This window comes from Legionella longbeachae, assembly GCF_004283175.1.
GTDB lineage: Bacteria > Pseudomonadota > Gammaproteobacteria > Legionellales > Legionellaceae > Legionella > Legionella longbeachae.
In genome coordinates this window covers 42,165-60,666 of sequence record NZ_RXNW01000002.1, presented here as the reverse complement: position 1 = coordinate 60,666, position 18,502 = coordinate 42,165, and the positions used below count along the sequence as shown (strand labels likewise).

Sequence of the window (18,502 nt, the reverse complement as noted above, 5' to 3'; positions counted from 1 at the left end):
ACTTTCCCCCATATTACACTTTTATTTTATCATATAAGAATGTGGATTTAGTTCAAATCAGGGATAGGACTTTGAAAGTCATAATAATAAACAAGCAGGGATTCACATTAATTGAGCTCTTAATCACTATATTAGTTTTTTGTATTTTATTAGTTTTAGCAATACCGGCATTGAGTAGCCTGCTGATGAATAATCGCCTGATTGCCAAAACAGACATGTTCGTAAATTCGCTTAATTATGCGCGCAATACCGCTTTAGGCGAGTCAATCAACGTTGTAGTTTGTCCATTTGGCGTAGCTCAATCGACAACATGCGGCGGTAGTTGGAGCAATGGATGGATTGTGATCACACAACCTTCTGTAGGTACGAGCACCTTATTACAAAGCCAACAACTTTTTTCTGTTGATCCTGTACTTTCAGGCAATGTACCCAGCGTAGTATTTGACCCACACGGATTGACAACGACATCAGGTAACTTTAAGTTTTGCGACAGTAGAGGAGGGGCATTTGCTCGCTCCATAGAAGTATTGGCAACTGGATTCGTACAATCAGGCGCAACCCCCGGACAGGCAGTTTGGGATAACAGCGCGCTTACATGTCCTTGATGGAGAATATTGATGCATCATGTAAGTAGTTCAGGAATACAACAGAAAGGATTGTCCTTAATTGAAGTATTAGTCGCTTTTGTAATTTTAGCTATTGGCATGTTAGGGATAGCCAGCATGCTCATTTTATCAAGTAAAGCCAATAACTCAAGCTATGCGAAACAACAAGCAGTACAATGTGTTTATGATATATTTGATAAAATCCGTGCCAATTACCAAGCAGCAATTAATGGGAACTACAATATTTCTAACATCAATAGCACGGGGACACCAACTCTCCCTCCAAAACCTGGAACATTGTGCAATCAATCCCCATGCTCCAGCACCCAGTTAGCTACTTATGATACCTGGGATTGGCTCACTTATGATGTAAGTAAATTGCCTAGTGGTAGTGGCTCTATTACAGCTACTCCTGCACCAGGAAGCTCGGGTAATACCATTATTACAGTAACTATTCAATGGGATGATAGTTTGGCAATAAACCTAGTTGGGGCAAGCAGCACCCCTGCTCCAACCAATCCCAACTATGTTCAACTAAGCATCCAAAGTCAATTATGAAAAACTATCCAAAACACCCACAAGGCTTTTCTTTAGTTGAACTAATGATAGCAATTGTTATTGGGCTGTTACTAAGCTACGCTGTCATGGAAATTTATGTGACTCAAACACAAATTTATAAAACGACCAATTCACAAAACCTCATTCAAAATACTGAAAATGCCATTACCAATTTACTAACTCCTATCATACGATCTGCAGGATTTTTAGGGTGCGGATCTATAAACACAGCGATATCCAATTTAAATGGAGGTGGGTCAAATCCTATTGGATCACTCAATGCCAATCCCTCGCTGATCATGGGGTATAATGCTAATAGCTCACCCATTACAATAACGCAAAGTAATGCTGCAAATAGTAGCAATGCAAGTGATTGGACTCCTTCACTCGATCCCACACTTGTAGGAAATATTGAAAATAGTAGTGATGTTCTGGTCGTTTTTGGTGCGGTTCCAGCCAGCTTTCCCGCATCTGTAACTGCTATAGATTCAACAAACGATTCTTTTACAGTGCAAAGCACGAGCGGAGTTAGCCTTAGTGCAGGGCAATTTGCTGCTTTATCTGATTGCACCACATCTTTGGTTTTTTTAATTACAGGTGCAACTGGCTCCACTATTTCACATACAGCGGGAACAGGAGTATATGCAAATGGATCCTCTACTTTTATTGTAAATTATCAGCCGGGGGCTCAATTCATTCCATTACAGCAAACCGCTTTCTTTGTAGGGCAGGGCCAAGGAGGACAAAGTGCACTGATGCGAGGAATTTTAACAAGTTCGGGATGGACGATCCAACCTCTTGTGCCTGGAGTTGAAGTAATGAAAGTAGAATACGGTATTGGCAGTAATGGCTCGATTTCTCAGTATGTCACCGCTGATGCAGTAACCAACTGGGCACAAGTTTATGCAGTTCGCCTGGGATTTCTAATTCAGGGGCAAATCGCTTCCGGTACTTCCAATACCACTCAATATTCGGTGTTAAGCACTACAGTCAATGTCCCCAATGATAATCGACTTCGTCATGTGTATGAAATAAATATTGCCTTGAGGAATGCAATCTCGTGAATATAAATCCTTTTTCTAAAAAAAAATATCCTCCTTCGGCAAAGTCTTTCAATAGTAAAGTCTTAAAATCAACTCTATTCAGGCATAAAAAGCAAACGGGTTACATTCTACTTTTGACTATGATTCTACTCACTATGATTACCGTCTTAGCACTCGCGAATGTTTCTCTAAATACCACCCAAACTCGAATTGCAGCAAATGCAACCGATACAGAAATGAGTTTAGAAAAAACGGAAGGCGCACTAAATGAAGCAATCAACAAACTCATGAATGGAACATATACCGCAGCAAATTTTCTACAAAATAACAGCGGACTCTACATATTGGATGTGGATAATCCACCAACATGGACCACAATAAACTGGTCTGATTCTGCTTCTGTAATTAACAGTTTCCAGGGAGATACTAACAGCCAAGCGAGTTACATCATTGAGAAACTCCCATCAGTGAGCACCCCTGGTCAGAGTATGAATAAAGTGACTAATGTTTATCGAATTACCGCGCGTTCAGTCGGCGCCAATGGTTCAGTAATCATGTTGCAAAATACACTTCAAATACAACAATAGGTAAAACGGATTATGGTTTATGCACGAAGCAAATCATTTAGAGTCTGGTTAAAAGCGCTTTTATCCCTCATGGTATCCACCCTGGTGTTAGCAGCATCAACACCTATTTTAAATATCCCACAAATACCCTTAATTATGGCCAGCCCAATTCATCCACAAGTTTTAATTGCTATTGGCAACTCAGAATCTATGGACGGTGATTTGAGCGGTGCGATTATGTCCGGTTCAGGCTCCCTCACTGGCGGATTAACATCACTCAAAAACTCAAGCTCACCACTTAACTATACCGTTCCTTCCGGCTTTACTCCTCCTGTACAGGCAGCAAATAGCAGTGGCCAAGCTCCTTATACAGTCAGTCAAAATGGTGTGCTTGTAGATAATAGCGCAAGTCGCCTCAATGTAGCTAAATCCGGGGTACAAGCGATTATCAATACCTTTATGCAATCTACTGATTTTGCATTAGCTACTTATAAAACAAGTTCTGTAGGTATTTATAATACCTGGGTATACCATATGTCTCCGCAAGGCAGTAATTTTTCGTTTACCAATACACCTGTTGCCGGTAATACCTATGTGAATAACCCTTGTTACAATTACACTTCGGCCTCTTCGACGATTCAAAGCAATTGCAGTTCGATTGCAAGCTTTTATGGTTCATCGGTTCTCTCTTCCAATGCATACATGCAAATAGGAGCAACCAGTGACAACCCTGCCATTAATGATGTCCTGTATGCCGGAAGTGGTTTTCCTGGGGTATTTCTGACTTATAGTGGACCAAGCCCTGCTACGCCCTACCCTCCTAATTTCTCAATAAGCAATTATAATAATGGCAATGTGTTGATTTCCTATTCGAAATCACTACCCAATATTGGTGGTTTTGGCACCAGTCCGACTAACGCTGGCTTTGTTCCATATTCTCCCCAGGTATTATATTCCCAACGTGGATTTGGCTACTCCGGTACTCAATCAGCGACTTCAGGAAACGTACTGGTTCCAATGACTTCTGCGGGCACAAATCCAACAACAACCAGCATAAATAACGCTATTGGGATATTTACACCCTATTTGCAACCCGAAACTAATTCAACATCAACCAAAGAAATTAAAGCCAGTGCGGTACAATCACCTGTTGCCGGTTTGATGACCACAGCAAAAACTTACCTTACCTCATTAGGTAACACCAGCGGTAATGGTTGCCCACAAAAAAAATATGTCATTTTAATTTCCGATGGTCTTCCTACCCAGGATCTAAATGGTAAGTTATGGCCACCATTAGGGAGTGCCGCTGCTACAGGCTATGGTATCACAGCTACTTTTAATCCTGACGGCTCTCTGCAAAGTACTAATTGTCAAGCATTAACAGACGCAATTAGTGCGATTACTGCACTAAAACAACAAGGAATTCCAACTTATATTATAGGGCTTGGTGCAGGCGTTAATCCCTCCTTGAACCCGCAAGCAGCAGCATCACTCACAGCAATGGCTGTAGCTGGTGGTACAACTAATTACTATCCAGCAACGAATTCAACTGATTTGGTTAATGATCTCAATGCAATCATGATATCAGTGCAAAATGGCTCTTTTACGACATCAGCGGCAGCAGTAAGCTCCACACAACTTAATAACAACAGTGTCGAATATGAAGCAAACTTCATTTCAAATGATACCCCTTATCAGGATTGGACTGGAAATTTGCTTGCTATGCCTTTAAACCCTACGACTGGCTTGCCAACTGGTGCAATAAACTGGCAATCCCAGCCCTTATTAGACACTTTGGTATCTGGCTCAGGATGGTTCACAAATCGTTTTATAGTTACCTGGAATCCCTCAACCAATTCGGGTGTTCCCTTCGAATGGACCGATATAAGTACCACACAACAGGCAGAACTCCAACCCTCAGACTCTCTTGGCCAACAAAGATTACAGTATCTTCGTGGTAATACTTCCCTGGAAATGCGAAATGGTGGGAGCTTTCGCAATCGCTCTCACATTTTAGGGGATATTATAGATAGTCAAGTTATTTATATAGGCCCACCATCAGCACCTTACACCAGTAGCAGTTATCTTTCTTTTGCACAAACTTATGCCAATCGTACTCCCCTACTTTATGTAGGGGCAAATGATGGTATGTTGCATGCCTTTAATGCAACAACCGGCAATGAAGTTTTTGCATTTATTCCTAACGCTGTATTTGCTAATCTTTACAATCTTACCAATCCGCTTTACAACTTAAGCCATCGTTATTTTGTTGATGGATCGCCTCAAACAGCAGATGTTCAATTTTCAGACAGTAGCTGGCACACTCTACTTGTAGGAGGAGAAAATGCTGGAGGGAACAGTATTTATGGGTTAGATATTACCAATCCCAATACTTTTCTTAATGAAACTAATCTTGCGCAAAAAGTACTGTGGGAATTCACTGACAGCGATATGGGCCTTAGTTATAGCCAGCCTCAAATTGCACAAATTGGAGCAAATACCAATCCGGCTACTTTTGCCGTTTTTTTTGGCAACGGCTATAACAGTCCTAACAACACTTCGGTACTATACGCCATTAACCCGCAAACAGGGACTCTCATTAGCAAGATAAATCTGTGTAATGCAGTTCCTGGAGCCTGCAGCAGCTCGCTTCCACAAGGACTATCATCAGTAGCAATAGCAAATCAAAATGGGTTTCAAGGAGCCCCTATAACCAATGTTTATGCAGGTGATTTACAAGGAAATATGTGGTCGGTCAATGTAAGTGATCCCAGTCCCACAAATTGGACAGTGCGCTTATTATTTCAAGCAAAAGATTCTTCAGGAGCAATACAACCGATAACAACAACTCCCGTGGTGACCCTTAACCCCGCTTATCCACGTGTTCCCGGGTTATTCGTACTGTTTGGCACTGGACAATTACTGCAAACCAATGATTTGATAGATAACCAAACTCAGACAATCTATGGTGTTTTGGATAAACCATTAACGAGTGCTACATACACGCGAGCTAACCTGCAACAACAAACACTAAATCTAATTTCAACTTCAACTTCTGGTCTATCTGTACCCATAGTTACCGCCTCATCAACACCAATTAACTGGTACAGTCAAGTTGGTTGGTATGATGATCTTGTTGTCTCAGGACAACGCGTAGTGACTAATCCCACAGTTTTTAATGGTGCCTTTATTAGCACTCTAAATACTCCACCCCAATCATGCAGCACGACATTTACCTCTATGCTTCTTGAACTCAACTTCAAGACAGGGGGAGCGTTTTCTAATCCTCAAATTATAGGAGTTAATGCAAATGGAACACCTAATAATCAATATAATTATTCAGGAGTTGTAGGGGTTCAATTGTCAAATAGCTTTGCTAATGCAGCAACTTTGGTTGGCCCTAATCAAAGCAATAATATCGTTCTGCTGATTACCCAGTCTAATGGAAGCCAATCTACTATACTTAATCCAAACAGTACACGAAGAAAAACGGGATGGTGGCAACTGCAATAAGGGAATTGCACAATGAAACAACCTCGAATAAATGGTTTTACCTTAATTGATTTAATGATAGCTTTAGTGGTTATGGCGATACTGGTGACTATTGCCTATCCCTATTACGTGGGTTTTTTGCTAAAAACACGACGTTCTGATGCTTTGGCCACACTAGCCCAAGATCAAATCTATCTTGAACGCTGCTATGCACAAAATTTTTCTTATAATACATGCACATCCTTACCCGCATTTCCGCAAATATCGGCGCAAGGATTCTACAGCATCACCCTAAGTAATCTTGGGCCGACAACATATACCCTCACGGCAACACCGCGAGGAAGCCAGACCGAAGATACGACATGTGCACGTATGACAGTGGATCAAGCCAACGTAAAAACCGCGGTAGATTCCTCAGGAACTACGCAAACTATTTGTTGGAATCCTTCATGAAACCTTCATAAGACATGGCCAATATTTTAAGTGAGAAGTGTAAGACTTAATTTATGAATTCAACGTGCCTTCAACAATACCGAGAGACACGTTGAAATAGTATAAGTACATTCCAAAAGAACTCATTAATGTGGGTTCGATAAAAATTGAAATTCCATTTTTTATGTCGAACTGAATTCATTTAAAATTGAACTCTGTATAAATGCCACGCATTTTATAGGATATCGTTCGTTTAGCAACGTAAAGGCAGCATGATGGAGCTACCCTTACGCAGAACTTATGTTAATCAGCAGAAGTTGTTCAAACCAGAAGTTTTGGAGTCTTCTTTCTTTGTCACAACTGTTTTTGAGGATGCAGCAAGGAAAAATCCTCTTCTAAAGCCTCCGAAAGTAACTTCATCATCTTTCTGTTTCACAGATGGTTTTTTAGAAGGTGTATCACCTGGAGCTACTTGACTCTTTTCTTGTTCTATAAAGACCACTTTTGTTGAACTTGTAAGATCAAGAGGAATAGTATTCGCTTCATGGTAAGCCCTGATGAAACTCTCATGCTCTTCCGATGAAATCAGATTATGCTTCTCTAATATTCCTAAAATATCTTCTAATTTAATTTCATCAATAGTTTTCGCAAATTGCGCATGATAATGATTGTCATCCATATTAAAATTATCTTGATGATACAAATGATGATCGTAGTCATCACGATGTACAAAGCGATAAACACCCAGTTCATTTTTGCGCATATCAAACATTTTATCTATTTGCGCACTCACACAATCCATTTGCGAAAACAATAAAACCATGAGTAAATCCAACTCGGTACGTATCGGCGGAAAAGACATTTTTGATTTTGTATAAACAGTAAGGGTATTGTCATACAAACTTAAATTAACATTTTTGCATAAATGGGTGAACGCCTTAGGCATATAAAACTCCTAATTATAATAAACACAAACTGACTAAATTGTGAGCCCGAAGTTTAATATAGAAACATTAAGGTTTTATTAAGAGCTCCACACATTAAGAAAAAATTTTGACCGCCACTTTTCAAAAAAAGTATTGAAACAGGTCCCCTGGAATGCATCGTCAACACATCAAAGAAGTGGAGGGATATAAGCTCACAATGCACCTGAAAAAAATAATCTAAACGTTAATAACGCTATAAAACTAAAAAGCCAGCTTTAATTGTTCCCAATACCGGTTATAAAGCATTAGTGTATCTTCTCCAACATCGCGTTGGAATTGGCCTTTTTTCATGATGTCTTCAGAAGGATAAATCATGGGATTATCTTTAACTGATAAAGGCAACAAAGCACGACCTTTCTCATTAGTGATAGCATGTCCTTCCTTTAATGCCATTTGTGCGCTTGCCTCAGCTTTAAGCATAAAATTAATAAATTGGAGCGCCTCTTTAGGATGCGGGGGATTTTTAGGAATTGCGAAACAATCCACCCAAATCACAAAACCATCTTCAGGATAAACAAACCCAATAGCCTTGTTTTCAGCCTGAGCTTTAAATGCATCACCATTCCATGCAGAGCCAACCAGGGCATCCTCATCAATAATAATTGCCTGAATACTGTCACTCGCAAATAATTTAATATTAGGCACAAGTTGCAATAAATGCTCATAAGCTTTTTTAATATGCTCTGGATTATTGTCATTTGGGTCAAATCCCAAACTCATTAACGCAATTGCAAAAATCTCCCGCGAATCATCCAGGAGCATAAGCTGATTGCGCCAGTTTTTATCCCACAACTCGCTCCAGGCTTTCGGTGGTTGATGTATCGCATTACTGTTATAAAAAATACCCGTTGCTCCCCATATAATAGGTACACTATAATGATTGTCCTTATCATAATCATTATTAACAAAACGTTTATCCAAATTATCAAGATTTGGCAGTTGTTTATGATCCAGCGGCTGCAGCATATCTTGTCTTTTCATCCGCTCCACGAAATAAGCAGAGGGAAGAATCACATCATAAATTGTTTGTTGGCTTGCTTTTAACTTTGCATACATTGTTTCATTACTGTCATAGGTTGAAAAATTAACCTTGATTCCAGACTCTTGTTCAAATTGTTGAATCAAACTTTTAGGAATTTCCCCTCCCCAAACATATACATTAACGACTGGATTGGAAAAAATCTTGGAAGTAAAAAAAAAGGACAGTGCGAGTAGAAGATATTTCATACCAGTTTTCCTGATAATCGATGAGAAATAATAACTAAAATCATGGATAGAACAAAGATGATCGAACACAGAGCATTCAGTTCAGGGGTAACTCCTGTACGTACTAATGAATAAATGGTTAAAGGTAAAATCGTAAAATCTGGCCCCGCCACGAAATAGCTGATAATGACATCATCAAACGATAAAGTGAAACTTAAAAGAAATACACTTAAAACGGCAGGCCAAAGTAAAGGTAATAAAATCCTGGTAAGTGCCACATAACGGCTAGCGCCTAAATCTAGGGCACTAAAATAAATATTAGGATTTAACGTATGGATTCGAGCATTAATAGTTAATATCACAAAGGGTATTGAAAATGTAATATGGGCAATTAATAAACTTAAAAAACCTATAGGAACCTTAGTTAGATTAAAGAAAATTAATAAGGCAACACCAAGAACCAAATCAGGAATAATAATGAGTAACAATAACAAGGTATAAAAAATTTGGCGACGTTTTGAACGAAAAAGGAATAAATAGATTGAGGCCAAAAGCCCCATAGTGGTTGCGATTAATGCCGAGCTCAAACCCAGTATGACTGAATTTAAAAAAGCCGACCATAAATCGCGATCATGGAAGAGTTCGTAATACCATCTTAGAGAAAAACCATGCCACTGCAATGAAAATTTTGCGTCATTTATGGAATATAAAACCAATATGATAATTGGAACATAAAGTGAAGCATATACAAAAAAAAGAAAAAGACGCTGCATGAATGTTTTCATCGTATAACCTCATTTTTCTGGCGTCGGAAAAAAAACAACAACAAAAGCAGCAATAATGTGAGTATGACACTGGTTGCAGAACCTTGAGGCCAATTACTTAAAACAAGAAACTGATTTTGAATTAAATTACCTAATAAAATAGAACGAGCGCCTCCCAATACATTTGGAATATAAAACAGGGTCATCGCAGGTAATAAAACTAATAAACACCCTGATAAAATTCCAGGTGCCGTATTAGGTAAAAACACTCGCGTAAAAATAAACCATTTGCTTGCCCCCAGATCTCGAGCTGCTTCAAATAATCTGAAATCAAATCGTTCCATATTGGTAAAAATAGGAAGCACCATAAAAGGAAACAGATTATAGACCAAACCAATAATTACAGAAAAATTGGTATATAATAAGGACAAAGGTTCATGGGTTAAATGTAATTTCAATAGGAGCGCATTTAAAACACCCTTATATTTGAGGATTGCAATTAATGAATAAGTTCTTATCAAAGAGCTTGTCCAAAACGGAATAAAAATCAACAACAACAAAATCGATTGACGTTTTGATTTAATCATTAAATAACTAAAAGGATATGCAATTAACAGGCATAACAAGGTAGTAATACAGGCAATAATTAGGGATCGAAAAAAAATTTTAGCAAAAAGCGGGGTAAATAAATCCGCATAATTGTCGAATGTAAAAGGAAAAGCAACCAGATGCATACTATCCTTTGAGAGAAAACTAGAAACAAGCATCATCAATAAAGGAATAACACCAAAAAAAATTAACCAAAAATACAGGATGTAAAGCGCAATAGATCTAGTCTTCATAAGGCAATAAAACCTCCCAACCGGATAACCATTGCACCCATACATTTTCATTGAGGGTATATTCTAATTTATCATCATCTTCGTCAAAAAACTCTGATGCATAGATCATTTTTCCCGAGGGCAGTATCACTTTCAAATCTACGGTTGAACCTTTATAAATAATATCTGCGATATGTCCGGGTAACATGCCTTCTGTCTTGTCCACTTCCGATAAACTCCAGACACGAATGTCTTCTGGACGCACTATTAAATGAATACGATCACCAACCACATAATTCCCACTGTTTTTACAAAGTAGGGGTACACCTTCGATAGAGGTAATAAGATTCGCATCATCTAAAGAATGAACTTGAACATCAAATATATTGGCTTCACCAATAAATTGGGCTACATATAAATTTGCAGGCGTTTCGTAGACACATTTAGGAGTTCCAATTTGTTCGATATGACCATGATTAAACACAACAATCCGATCTGACATGGATAAAGCTTCTTCTTGATCATGGGTCACAAAAATAAATGTCATATTCAAAGTTTTCTGTAACTGTTTTAATTCTGATTGCATGGCTTTTCTAAGTCTATAATCAAGAGAACTTAATGGTTCATCTAACAAAAGTACTTGTGGCCTATTAATAATTGCTCGTGCAATAGCAACACGTTGCTGTTGGCCGCCACTTAGTTGTTTGATGTTGCGCTCTGAAAAATCCTGAAGCTGGACTAATTTTAAAGCATCAGAAACCCGTTCTTCAATTTCTTGATGAGGAACTTTCTTGCATCGCAAAGCAAAAGCCACATTTTCAAAGACTGATAAGTGTGGAAAAAGTGCATAGCTTTGAAAAACAGTATGTACATCCCTTTTTTGAGGGGGCAAGCGGTTAATACATTGACCATTAATATAAATTTCCCCCCGAGTAGGACTTTCGAATCCGGAAATAAGGCGTAATAATGTCGTTTTTCCGCAACCTGAAGGTCCAAGTAAAGTCAAAAACTCACCGTGATTAACACTTAAAGAAATATCATTCAAAATTGGGGTATGGCCATATGATTTATAAACATTTCTGATTTCAATGAGGGGTGTGGTCATGTGTTTCTTTAAAGACAAAAACTCTAATTATCCCTGCTGTTTTCTTTCTTGTCTAGTTATCTAAAGCAGATACCCAAGACTCATTGCCATTAATTTAAGGAAAAAATAGCATTCAATTTTGCTTTACAAAGATAAGATAACTCCCTACCATCTATTCCCAATGGACAGTCCAACTTGAAATGAAATGGAAATTTTTTGCTTTTTTATAGGCATATTGTATCGATATACCTTACACGGATTATTGCCTATACTTATTTTATTTATTTTTTTCATTATTCCCAGGTATGCGAATATCCTGTTTTTTCTTTTAGGCATCTTCATCGCGACTGTGCACCAATCTCAAAATTTACCAAAAGGATTACCCGATGTTGAAGTAATACCCCAAGTCAGCATCCAAGGAACAATTGCATCTATTCCGCTCCAAAGTCCATCTAAGACACTCTTTTTATTGGCTTTAGAACAATACGACAATCATCCAGCACAAGGGATAATACAATTATCATGGTATAACAAAGCCCCCAAAATCCATGTAGGGCAACGATGGAAATTTAAAGTGAAATTGAAAAAGCCAAGAAATTATCTAAATCCAGGGAGTATGGATTATGTACGTTCACTCGCAACACGCCATATATTGTGGACTGGATATATTCATTCTAGAGGAAATAAGCAACTCCCAAAAGTCCCCTCATCTTTCAATTGGCTAGAACTAAGGGAACAATTAAGCGAGCAACTCGGCTTGTTGGCACCTGATCAAAAAACCGCTGGAATTGTAGAGGCTTTAGCTTTAAATATAACAACCCATATTGACCAGAAAAGCTGGGATTTGTTTAGACGTACTGGCACAACCCATTTATTTGGTATTTCAGGTGAACATATCGCCTTAATTTCAGGTATTATTTATTGGTTACTCCGTTGGATATGGACTCGAAGCTCTCGTCTTTGCTTACGCATTCCAGCCCCTCATATTGCAAGTATGGGTGGCCTTTTGGCTGCATCAGGATATGCGTTTTTAGCAGGTTTTGCACCTCCTGTCCAAAGGGCACTTATCGGATGTTTTTTTTATACCCTTTATAGCTTGGGCTACCAGCGTTTTACTCCATGGCAAGTATGGCGCTATGCTCTATGTGGTGTCTTATTGATTGAACCACATGCCGTATTTATGCAAGGATTCTATTTTTCTTTTCTTGCAGTAGCATGCTTGCTCTTAACACAACAACGCTGGCGTTTAAAAGGATATAAAGCCTCTTTAGCCCTACAGTTAAGCTGTTTAATTGGGTTAATGCCCCTAACCTTATATTGGTATGCTTATGGCTCAATTAATGGATTTATTGCAAACCTTTTCGCTATACCTTTGGTGGGATTACTCATTGTTCCGTTGTCATTAATGACAATGACGGTCAGCTCTTTAAGCATTGCAAAGATACTAATGAAGGCCGTTTCTTTACTCATTACCCTATTGTTTAAAGGGCTATCCTTGTCAGAATATTTAGCTGCTCTAAATATTAATTGCCCCATTTATTCTATAGAACTGGCTCTTGTTCTAATTGGAGCTTTATTGATGTGGGTTTTACTACCCACTAAACCTTTTCAATGGATCGCGATGCTTTGGTTATTGCTCCCGTTTTTTCCACCGCGAACAATCATTCAAGCAGGCGAAGCCAAAATAGATGTTTTGGACGTAGGGCAAGGCTTGGCTGTTGCGATTCGAACGCAACACCATGTATTGCTTTATGATACAGGAGATCGTTTCTTTCAAGGAAATGATTTAGGGAAAATGGTTATTTTGCCTTATCTTAACACTTTGGGTATCAAAAAAATTGATACCATAGTTGTGAGCCATCCTGATAAAGATCATCTTGGAGGACTTAAATCACTGGAAAAAGAAATACCAGTAGAGAGGCTATTAGTCAATGAGCCTCATTTCTATCATCGTGGTTTAAAATGTCATGATTATCCACCATGGCAATGGGACGGTGTTTCGTTCCGTTTTCTGCCAATAAAAATTCCCCTTAGAGGAAAAAACAACAGTTCTTGCATTTTACAAATAGAAACACATGCAGGACGGATGCTCTTAGCTGGCGATATTGAAAAAATAGCTGAAGATTATCTGGTGCAGACTTATGGCAATATTCTTGAATCAGATGTGCTGCTTGTTCCTCATCATGGCAGTAAAACTTCATCATCCTACAGATTCTTATTAGAAGTTGCTCCGCTCTATGCTATAGCCTCCCTGGGCTTTGATAATCGCTTTCACTTTCCCCATGACAAGACTTTAGCAAACATGAAAAAACTGAATATCCCTTTTTACAGAACAGATACTTGTGGCATGGTACAGATTACTTTGCCTGCCCAAGGAGCACTCACTCATCCCACTTGCTTTAGTGGACAGAGGTTACAACCCGTGTAACTATGTGATTCTAAAATCATGGTTCAAACCAATAAAAATTCAATGCCTAAATTTCGGTCGCGCTTTTTTTAAAAAAAGCTATAGTAATTAAAAAGAGAATGAGCATTTTATGTTAACTGAAACAGTAAAAAATGAATATTATCAAGCAGTACTTACTAAAGACTCGGAATATGAAGGTATTTTTTATGTTGGGGTAAAATCAACCGGGATATTTTGTCGACCAACCTGTCCTGCCAAAAAACCCAAACGTCAAAATTGCGAATTCTTTCAAACTGCTCAGGAGGCACTCCTGGCATCATATAGACCTTGCTTGCGCTGCCAGCCATTATCTCATCCCAATCAAGTCTCTCCTTTGATTCAAACCCTGGTTGCTGCTGTAGAAGCAAATCCTGAAAAAAGATGGAAAAATAGCGATTTCGCCGTTTTAGGAGTGGACTCATCAACCGCTCGCAGACAATTCAAAAAGCGGTTTGGGATGACCTTTGTTGCATATGCACGTGCACGCAGAATGGGTATCGCCATGAAACAAATTCGTGAGGGTAACATAGTGATTGAAACACAACTTAATGTCGGATATGAATCAAGCAGTGGTTTTCGTGATGCCTTTTCTAAAATTATGGGCGCAGCCCCCTCTCAATTGACTAAGCATCCTGTTGTCTTGAAAGCTTCTTGGTTTGACTCTCCATTAGGACCAATCCTTGTCGTCGCTAGTGAGGAGGCATTGTATCTTTTGGAGTTTGTAGATAGACGAGGGTTAGAGCGTGAAATTGAACGGTTGAGGCACAAAATGAATGCTGCAATCATTCCCGGCAATACGCCTCCCATACATTCGATTGAAAAAGAACTCCAAGAGTATTTTGCAGGACATCTGAAAAAATTTAATACACCAATTAATATGATAGGAAGTCCTTTTCAAAAGATGGCCTGGCATGCTTTAACCATGATTCCCTATGGAGAAACCAGAAGTTACGCACAACAAGCTCAAACTATAGGAAAACCAACTGCATACAGAGCAGTTGCCAATGCAAATGGGGCAAATCAACTTTCCATTATAGTTCCGTGTCATCGTATTATTAACACTAGTGGAAATTTAGGAGGATATGGGGGTGGTATTGCACGTAAGCAATGGTTACTTGAGCATGAGAAGAAATATAAATAAATATGTATAGCAAATATTAGGATAAAAATTGATAGATACGTAGCCTAAATGTAACGAAGAAAAAACGAGATTTTAAATTATTGTAAATCCTCTACTTTACTTCCCTGCATTTATGCTACGAACTAACAATTGCGAGCGCCCTCTCCCCCAAAAGTATTAAACAACTCTTGCCAGTTTCTTTCATATTTTAAAGCATTAGCTGTTCTAATTTGGAGCTTGCTATTCGAACAATCTCCAAACATGTTGTACATAATAACAAGATAAAAACCAGCTTAAGATGCACGCTGTAATTATTTACATTTTTTTTACTATTTCGTTTTAAGTCATTAAAAAAGCGGCAAGCTAAAAAATTACAACTAAGTACGGGCACTTCTTCTTATTTCAAAAATCCGATATAAATTTAATGGTAATAAAAATGAATGTAGAATAAAAATCGGATAGAGTGTACTTCCAATCGCATACAGAATAAACGCTACATTAGAACAGATTGCTATTAAACGTAATGTCAAGATTCGTTTGACATAAAAAGTTGCAAAAACCAAAGAACAAGCCAAATATCCAATAATTTCGATCGTTGCTTCCATTTCAACTCCTACTTCCAATCCCTTCATTATTCAACATACACCTAGTATGCTTGAGCCGCAAGTGGCTTTACTTTTTTGTTATCTTTATGAAGTAAAGCAGAAAAGAACTATGTCTGCATAAGATTTATCAAAAAATTTATTACTAACCTGCGGAATGAAAAAACTGGTCTTTGTGTGCACACCAGCCTAAACAGAATCAAGAAACCGAATGTTACTAAGCACTTATTGCTCCTTCCCTTTTAGGCGTCGATGGGGCTCTATCAATGCCAAATCACCCATGGAAATTGAAGATCAGCGATTTTCTAATGCAAACTCTAAATTATCGCACTAATTTAATCGCTCTTAAGCTGGTGCCATTGGGATTTGAGCCAATGGCACTATCTATTTTTTAGGAATGATTTTCGTACTACTACGCGCAACCACCATTATAAAGACAATGGGGTTGTTGAGGGGGCAAGTGGAGGAATAAAACCTCGTTCAGGCACAAAAGTAATTGCTTCCAGTTCAAATGTAGTTTTAATGGCAGACAGTACCTCATCCCTTACTGTTGCAATATCAACACTGGACCAATACAACACTTTAAGTTCTATACCTCCTCTATCAATCATTTGTGAAAATAAAATTTTTGTACTTGGCATAGGTAAAATATGACAGCATTCGTCACAAATTTTTTGGATCAATGATTTAATATTATTAACATCATGCGCCGCATCAATTCTTAATATTATTTCATCACGTTTTTGCGGATATGTACTTAAGTTAGTGATTTCTGACTTGATTAAACCCTCATTGGGTATGCGAATCAAACGGTTATCATTTGTTTTAATTTTTGTAGATAACCAATCAATAGTCTCTACAGTACCTTTAATATCTTTAATGGAAATAACATCCCCTACTTTAAAAGGTCGTTCAAAAAGTAAAAATACCCCACTAATCAAGTTAGACGCTGCCGTTTGCGAAGCAAAGCTAAGTGCCACAGTAAACAAACCTGCAGTCCCTAACAATATAGTTAATTTGAAACCCATTTCATGTAGTGCTGAAACTAAAAATAACAAAAATAAGCTATAAAAGACCACGCGGCTTGATAACATAGCCTGATGCTTTGAAAATCTACTCTCAATAAATCTTTCAACCCAATGACTGATTTTTTTTCCAATGAAATAGCCAAAAAAAAGCAGCAACACCGCAAATACAATGCGTTCCCAGTCAACCTGTTTCAAATATTCTAAAGTGCTATCCATAATAAGACCGTTTAAATTATGAAAAATCAAACATAAATTGTATCAATTTTCACCAAAAGATACCACAAGCTTTTCCCTCAATTAGTTTAGCTGTTTGCCTATGGTAGATTGAATTACAAGGCATAAACTATCATCTATAGCGCCACCTGCTACGTATTAACTTAGGTACAAGCCCTTTCGACTCAATCATGTACTCGTGCATTCCTTCACATCACTTTACTTTTGCCTTGTTTGGAACTTGGTAGATACCCCTTTAGCATATTGTTTAAAAACAAAAAGCCCACAAAGCTATTGTGGGCTTTTTGATGTAGCTGTATTTTAATTAATAACAGGAATCTTGATACCAACAGTGCCCATAAGCATTGCAGACTCGGATAGTTTGACAAGCGGGAGGAGCATAATAATAACCCGGTACCCCTATGACAACACCTGTGCCGCCCCAGCCCCAACCACCACCATGGTAATAGCCACCATGATAGCCATAATAGCCGCCATGATAACCACCATAATAACCGCCATGCCAACCACCCCCATGATAATAGCCGCCATGATAGCCACCATACCATGCTAGACTTGTACCAGCACAAATCATACCTAGAGCAAAAACTGCAACGCATATGATTCTTTTCATAATATTTCTGCTCATAATTATTTCCCTTTCCTAATATCGATACACAAATTATAGCTTAAATAAGCTTTAAAAATAGATAGATTGCCATATTTTTGTCATCAAATAAGCCTCAGTCCAAATGAGTTATGTTCAAGAATTGGCTCAAAAAAAAGAACTGGACACAAAAATTTCTGACCAAAAAAACATCATGCAATCACTTTCCTTTATGATGCCCAAAACAAAAGGCATCGCAATAGCGTAGCCCTGCCAAATATTATAAAAAGATTAGAAAAATAGAGTTCCTTTTAAAGTTGTATTTAAAATAAAACTTAAGTATCATTTGCTAATTATTTACATCAGTAAATCATTTATGACTGAGCTAAATAAAACACATATCGAAAACCTAGTGACTCATTTTTACCAAAAAGTGCGCAAAGATGAAGTCCTTGGACCTATTTTCGATAAAGCTAAGGTTGACTGGAAGGAACATATTCCTCTCCTTTGCCAATTTTGGAATAGTGTGATGTTGAAAACTAACGAATACCACGGCAACGCTTATCAAAAACATATTTCACTACAAAAGCTTGCTCCAATTGAGGCACACCATTTTATTCGTTGGCTTAATTTATTTAAAGACGAGGCCTTATACCATTTACCTATTGAATCTGCTCAAGAAATCATACACCGAGCCTCATTAATTGCCGAATCGTTAAAATTTGGAATACTGAGTCAAAAAAAAGAGGTAGAAACATGCTAAAACCATTGGCTCGTGATATTATAGTAACCTTAATTATTAAACTTATCTTATTGATTTCCCTATGGATAATTTGCTTCAAAGATGTGGAAAAATCGCATTTAAGCAATGAACAATGGTTGCTGGGAGTGCAAGATAAAGAATATCTTCATTCTAAAGAGAAGTGAAT

General features: G+C 38.1%; 18 protein-coding genes. 10 read left to right on the top strand and 8 right to left on the bottom strand.

What is annotated here, in order from left to right:
• Positions 1–71 precede the first annotated feature (71 nt).
• The 6 genes from EKG34_RS02310 to EKG34_RS02285 are packed head-to-tail and all read left to right on the top strand — an operon-like array spanning position 72 to position 6,717.
• Positions 72–605, top strand: coding sequence for a GspH/FimT family pseudopilin (locus tag EKG34_RS02310; protein WP_003635615.1), 534 nt, complete (start codon positions 72–74; stop codon positions 603–605).
• A gap of 12 nt (positions 606–617) precedes the next feature.
• Entirely contained in the window at positions 618–1,163 is a 546-nt protein-coding gene (gene pilV, locus EKG34_RS02305) for a type IV pilus modification protein PilV (RefSeq protein WP_003635614.1), read from the top strand.
• On the top strand, positions 1,160–2,227 hold the full coding sequence (locus EKG34_RS02300; protein ID WP_012979329.1) for a PilW family protein: 1,068 nt from the start codon (positions 1,160–1,162) through the stop codon (positions 2,225–2,227). The genes pilV and EKG34_RS02300 overlap by 4 nt, the downstream gene beginning before the upstream one ends.
• Complete coding sequence (locus tag EKG34_RS02295) at positions 2,224–2,793, top strand: pilus assembly PilX family protein (RefSeq protein ID WP_012979330.1); 570 nt, start codon at positions 2,224–2,226, stop codon at positions 2,791–2,793. The genes EKG34_RS02300 and EKG34_RS02295 overlap by 4 nt, the downstream gene beginning before the upstream one ends.
• A 12-nt stretch (positions 2,794–2,805) precedes the next feature.
• Positions 2,806–6,285, top strand: a complete 3,480-nt coding sequence (locus EKG34_RS02290; protein ID WP_003635609.1) for a pilus assembly protein — start codon at positions 2,806–2,808, stop codon at positions 6,283–6,285.
• A 12-nt stretch (positions 6,286–6,297) separates the two neighbouring features.
• The gene (locus tag EKG34_RS02285; RefSeq protein WP_003635608.1) at positions 6,298–6,717 is read left to right on the top strand and encodes a type IV pilin protein; all 420 of its coding nucleotides are present in this window, start codon (positions 6,298–6,300) and stop codon (positions 6,715–6,717) included.
• A 286-nt stretch (positions 6,718–7,003) separates the two neighbouring features.
• On the opposite strand, the gene EKG34_RS02280 is transcribed toward EKG34_RS02285, so the two are convergent.
• From EKG34_RS02280 to potA, 5 genes are all read right to left on the bottom strand, one after another.
• The gene (locus tag EKG34_RS02280; RefSeq protein WP_003635606.1) at positions 7,004–7,642 is read right to left on the bottom strand and encodes a hypothetical protein; all 639 of its coding nucleotides are present in this window, start codon (positions 7,640–7,642) and stop codon (positions 7,004–7,006) included.
• A gap of 241 nt (positions 7,643–7,883) precedes the next feature.
• Complete coding sequence (locus tag EKG34_RS02275; protein WP_003635604.1) at positions 7,884–8,909, bottom strand: ABC transporter substrate-binding protein; 1,026 nt, start codon at positions 8,907–8,909, stop codon at positions 7,884–7,886.
• Positions 8,906–9,673, bottom strand: a complete 768-nt coding sequence (locus EKG34_RS02270) for an ABC transporter permease subunit (protein WP_003635601.1) — start codon at positions 9,671–9,673, stop codon at positions 8,906–8,908. The genes EKG34_RS02275 and EKG34_RS02270 overlap by 4 nt, the downstream gene beginning before the upstream one ends.
• On the bottom strand, positions 9,670–10,494 hold the full coding sequence (locus EKG34_RS02265) for an ABC transporter permease (protein ID WP_003635599.1): 825 nt from the start codon (positions 10,492–10,494) through the stop codon (positions 9,670–9,672). Before EKG34_RS02265 ends, EKG34_RS02270 begins: the two co-directional genes overlap by 4 nt.
• Positions 10,484–11,578 carry a spermidine/putrescine ABC transporter ATP-binding protein PotA gene (gene potA, locus EKG34_RS02260; protein WP_003635598.1) on the bottom strand — a complete coding sequence of 365 codons (1,095 nt, stop codon included), beginning with the start codon at positions 11,576–11,578 and terminating at the stop codon, positions 10,484–10,486. Before potA ends, EKG34_RS02265 begins: the two co-directional genes overlap by 11 nt.
• Before the next feature lie 184 nt (positions 11,579–11,762).
• On the opposite strand from potA, the gene EKG34_RS02255 reads away from it, so the two are divergent.
• Positions 11,763–13,985, top strand: coding sequence for a DNA internalization-related competence protein ComEC/Rec2 (locus EKG34_RS02255; protein ID WP_003635596.1), 2,223 nt, complete (start codon positions 11,763–11,765; stop codon positions 13,983–13,985).
• 109 nt (positions 13,986–14,094) lie between these two features.
• A complete protein-coding gene (locus EKG34_RS02250; RefSeq protein ID WP_003635594.1) occupies positions 14,095–15,144 on the top strand; it encodes a bifunctional transcriptional activator/DNA repair enzyme AdaA in 1,050 nt (349 codons plus the stop codon).
• Between the two features lie 356 nt (positions 15,145–15,500).
• Here EKG34_RS02250 and EKG34_RS02245 read toward each other — a convergent pair whose 3' ends face one another.
• The 3 genes from EKG34_RS02245 to EKG34_RS02235 all read right to left on the bottom strand — a co-directional run bounded on the left by EKG34_RS02245 (position 15,501) and on the right by EKG34_RS02235 (position 17,615).
• Complete coding sequence (locus EKG34_RS02245; protein ID WP_172622913.1) at positions 15,501–15,728, bottom strand: hypothetical protein; 228 nt, start codon at positions 15,726–15,728, stop codon at positions 15,501–15,503.
• Positions 15,729–16,153: 425 nt separating this feature from the next.
• Positions 16,154–16,969: a mechanosensitive ion channel family protein gene (locus tag EKG34_RS02240; protein ID WP_003635585.1), complete on the bottom strand. Its 816-nt coding sequence runs from the start codon at positions 16,967–16,969 to the stop codon at positions 16,154–16,156.
• A gap of 322 nt (positions 16,970–17,291) precedes the next feature.
• The gene (locus tag EKG34_RS02235) at positions 17,292–17,615 is read right to left on the bottom strand and encodes a hypothetical protein (RefSeq protein ID WP_003635583.1); all 324 of its coding nucleotides are present in this window, start codon (positions 17,613–17,615) and stop codon (positions 17,292–17,294) included.
• 334 nt (positions 17,616–17,949) lie between these two features.
• On the opposite strand from EKG34_RS02235, the gene EKG34_RS02230 reads away from it, so the two are divergent.
• Together EKG34_RS02230 and cydP are read left to right on the top strand one after the other, a co-directional pair.
• Positions 17,950–18,336, top strand: coding sequence for a group III truncated hemoglobin (locus EKG34_RS02230; RefSeq protein WP_003635579.1), 387 nt, complete (start codon positions 17,950–17,952; stop codon positions 18,334–18,336).
• Positions 18,330–18,500: a cytochrome oxidase putative small subunit CydP gene (cydP, locus tag EKG34_RS18130; protein ID WP_003635577.1), complete on the top strand. Its 171-nt coding sequence runs from the start codon at positions 18,330–18,332 to the stop codon at positions 18,498–18,500. The genes EKG34_RS02230 and cydP overlap by 7 nt, the downstream gene beginning before the upstream one ends.
• The last annotated feature ends 2 nt before the right edge of the window (positions 18,501–18,502 follow it).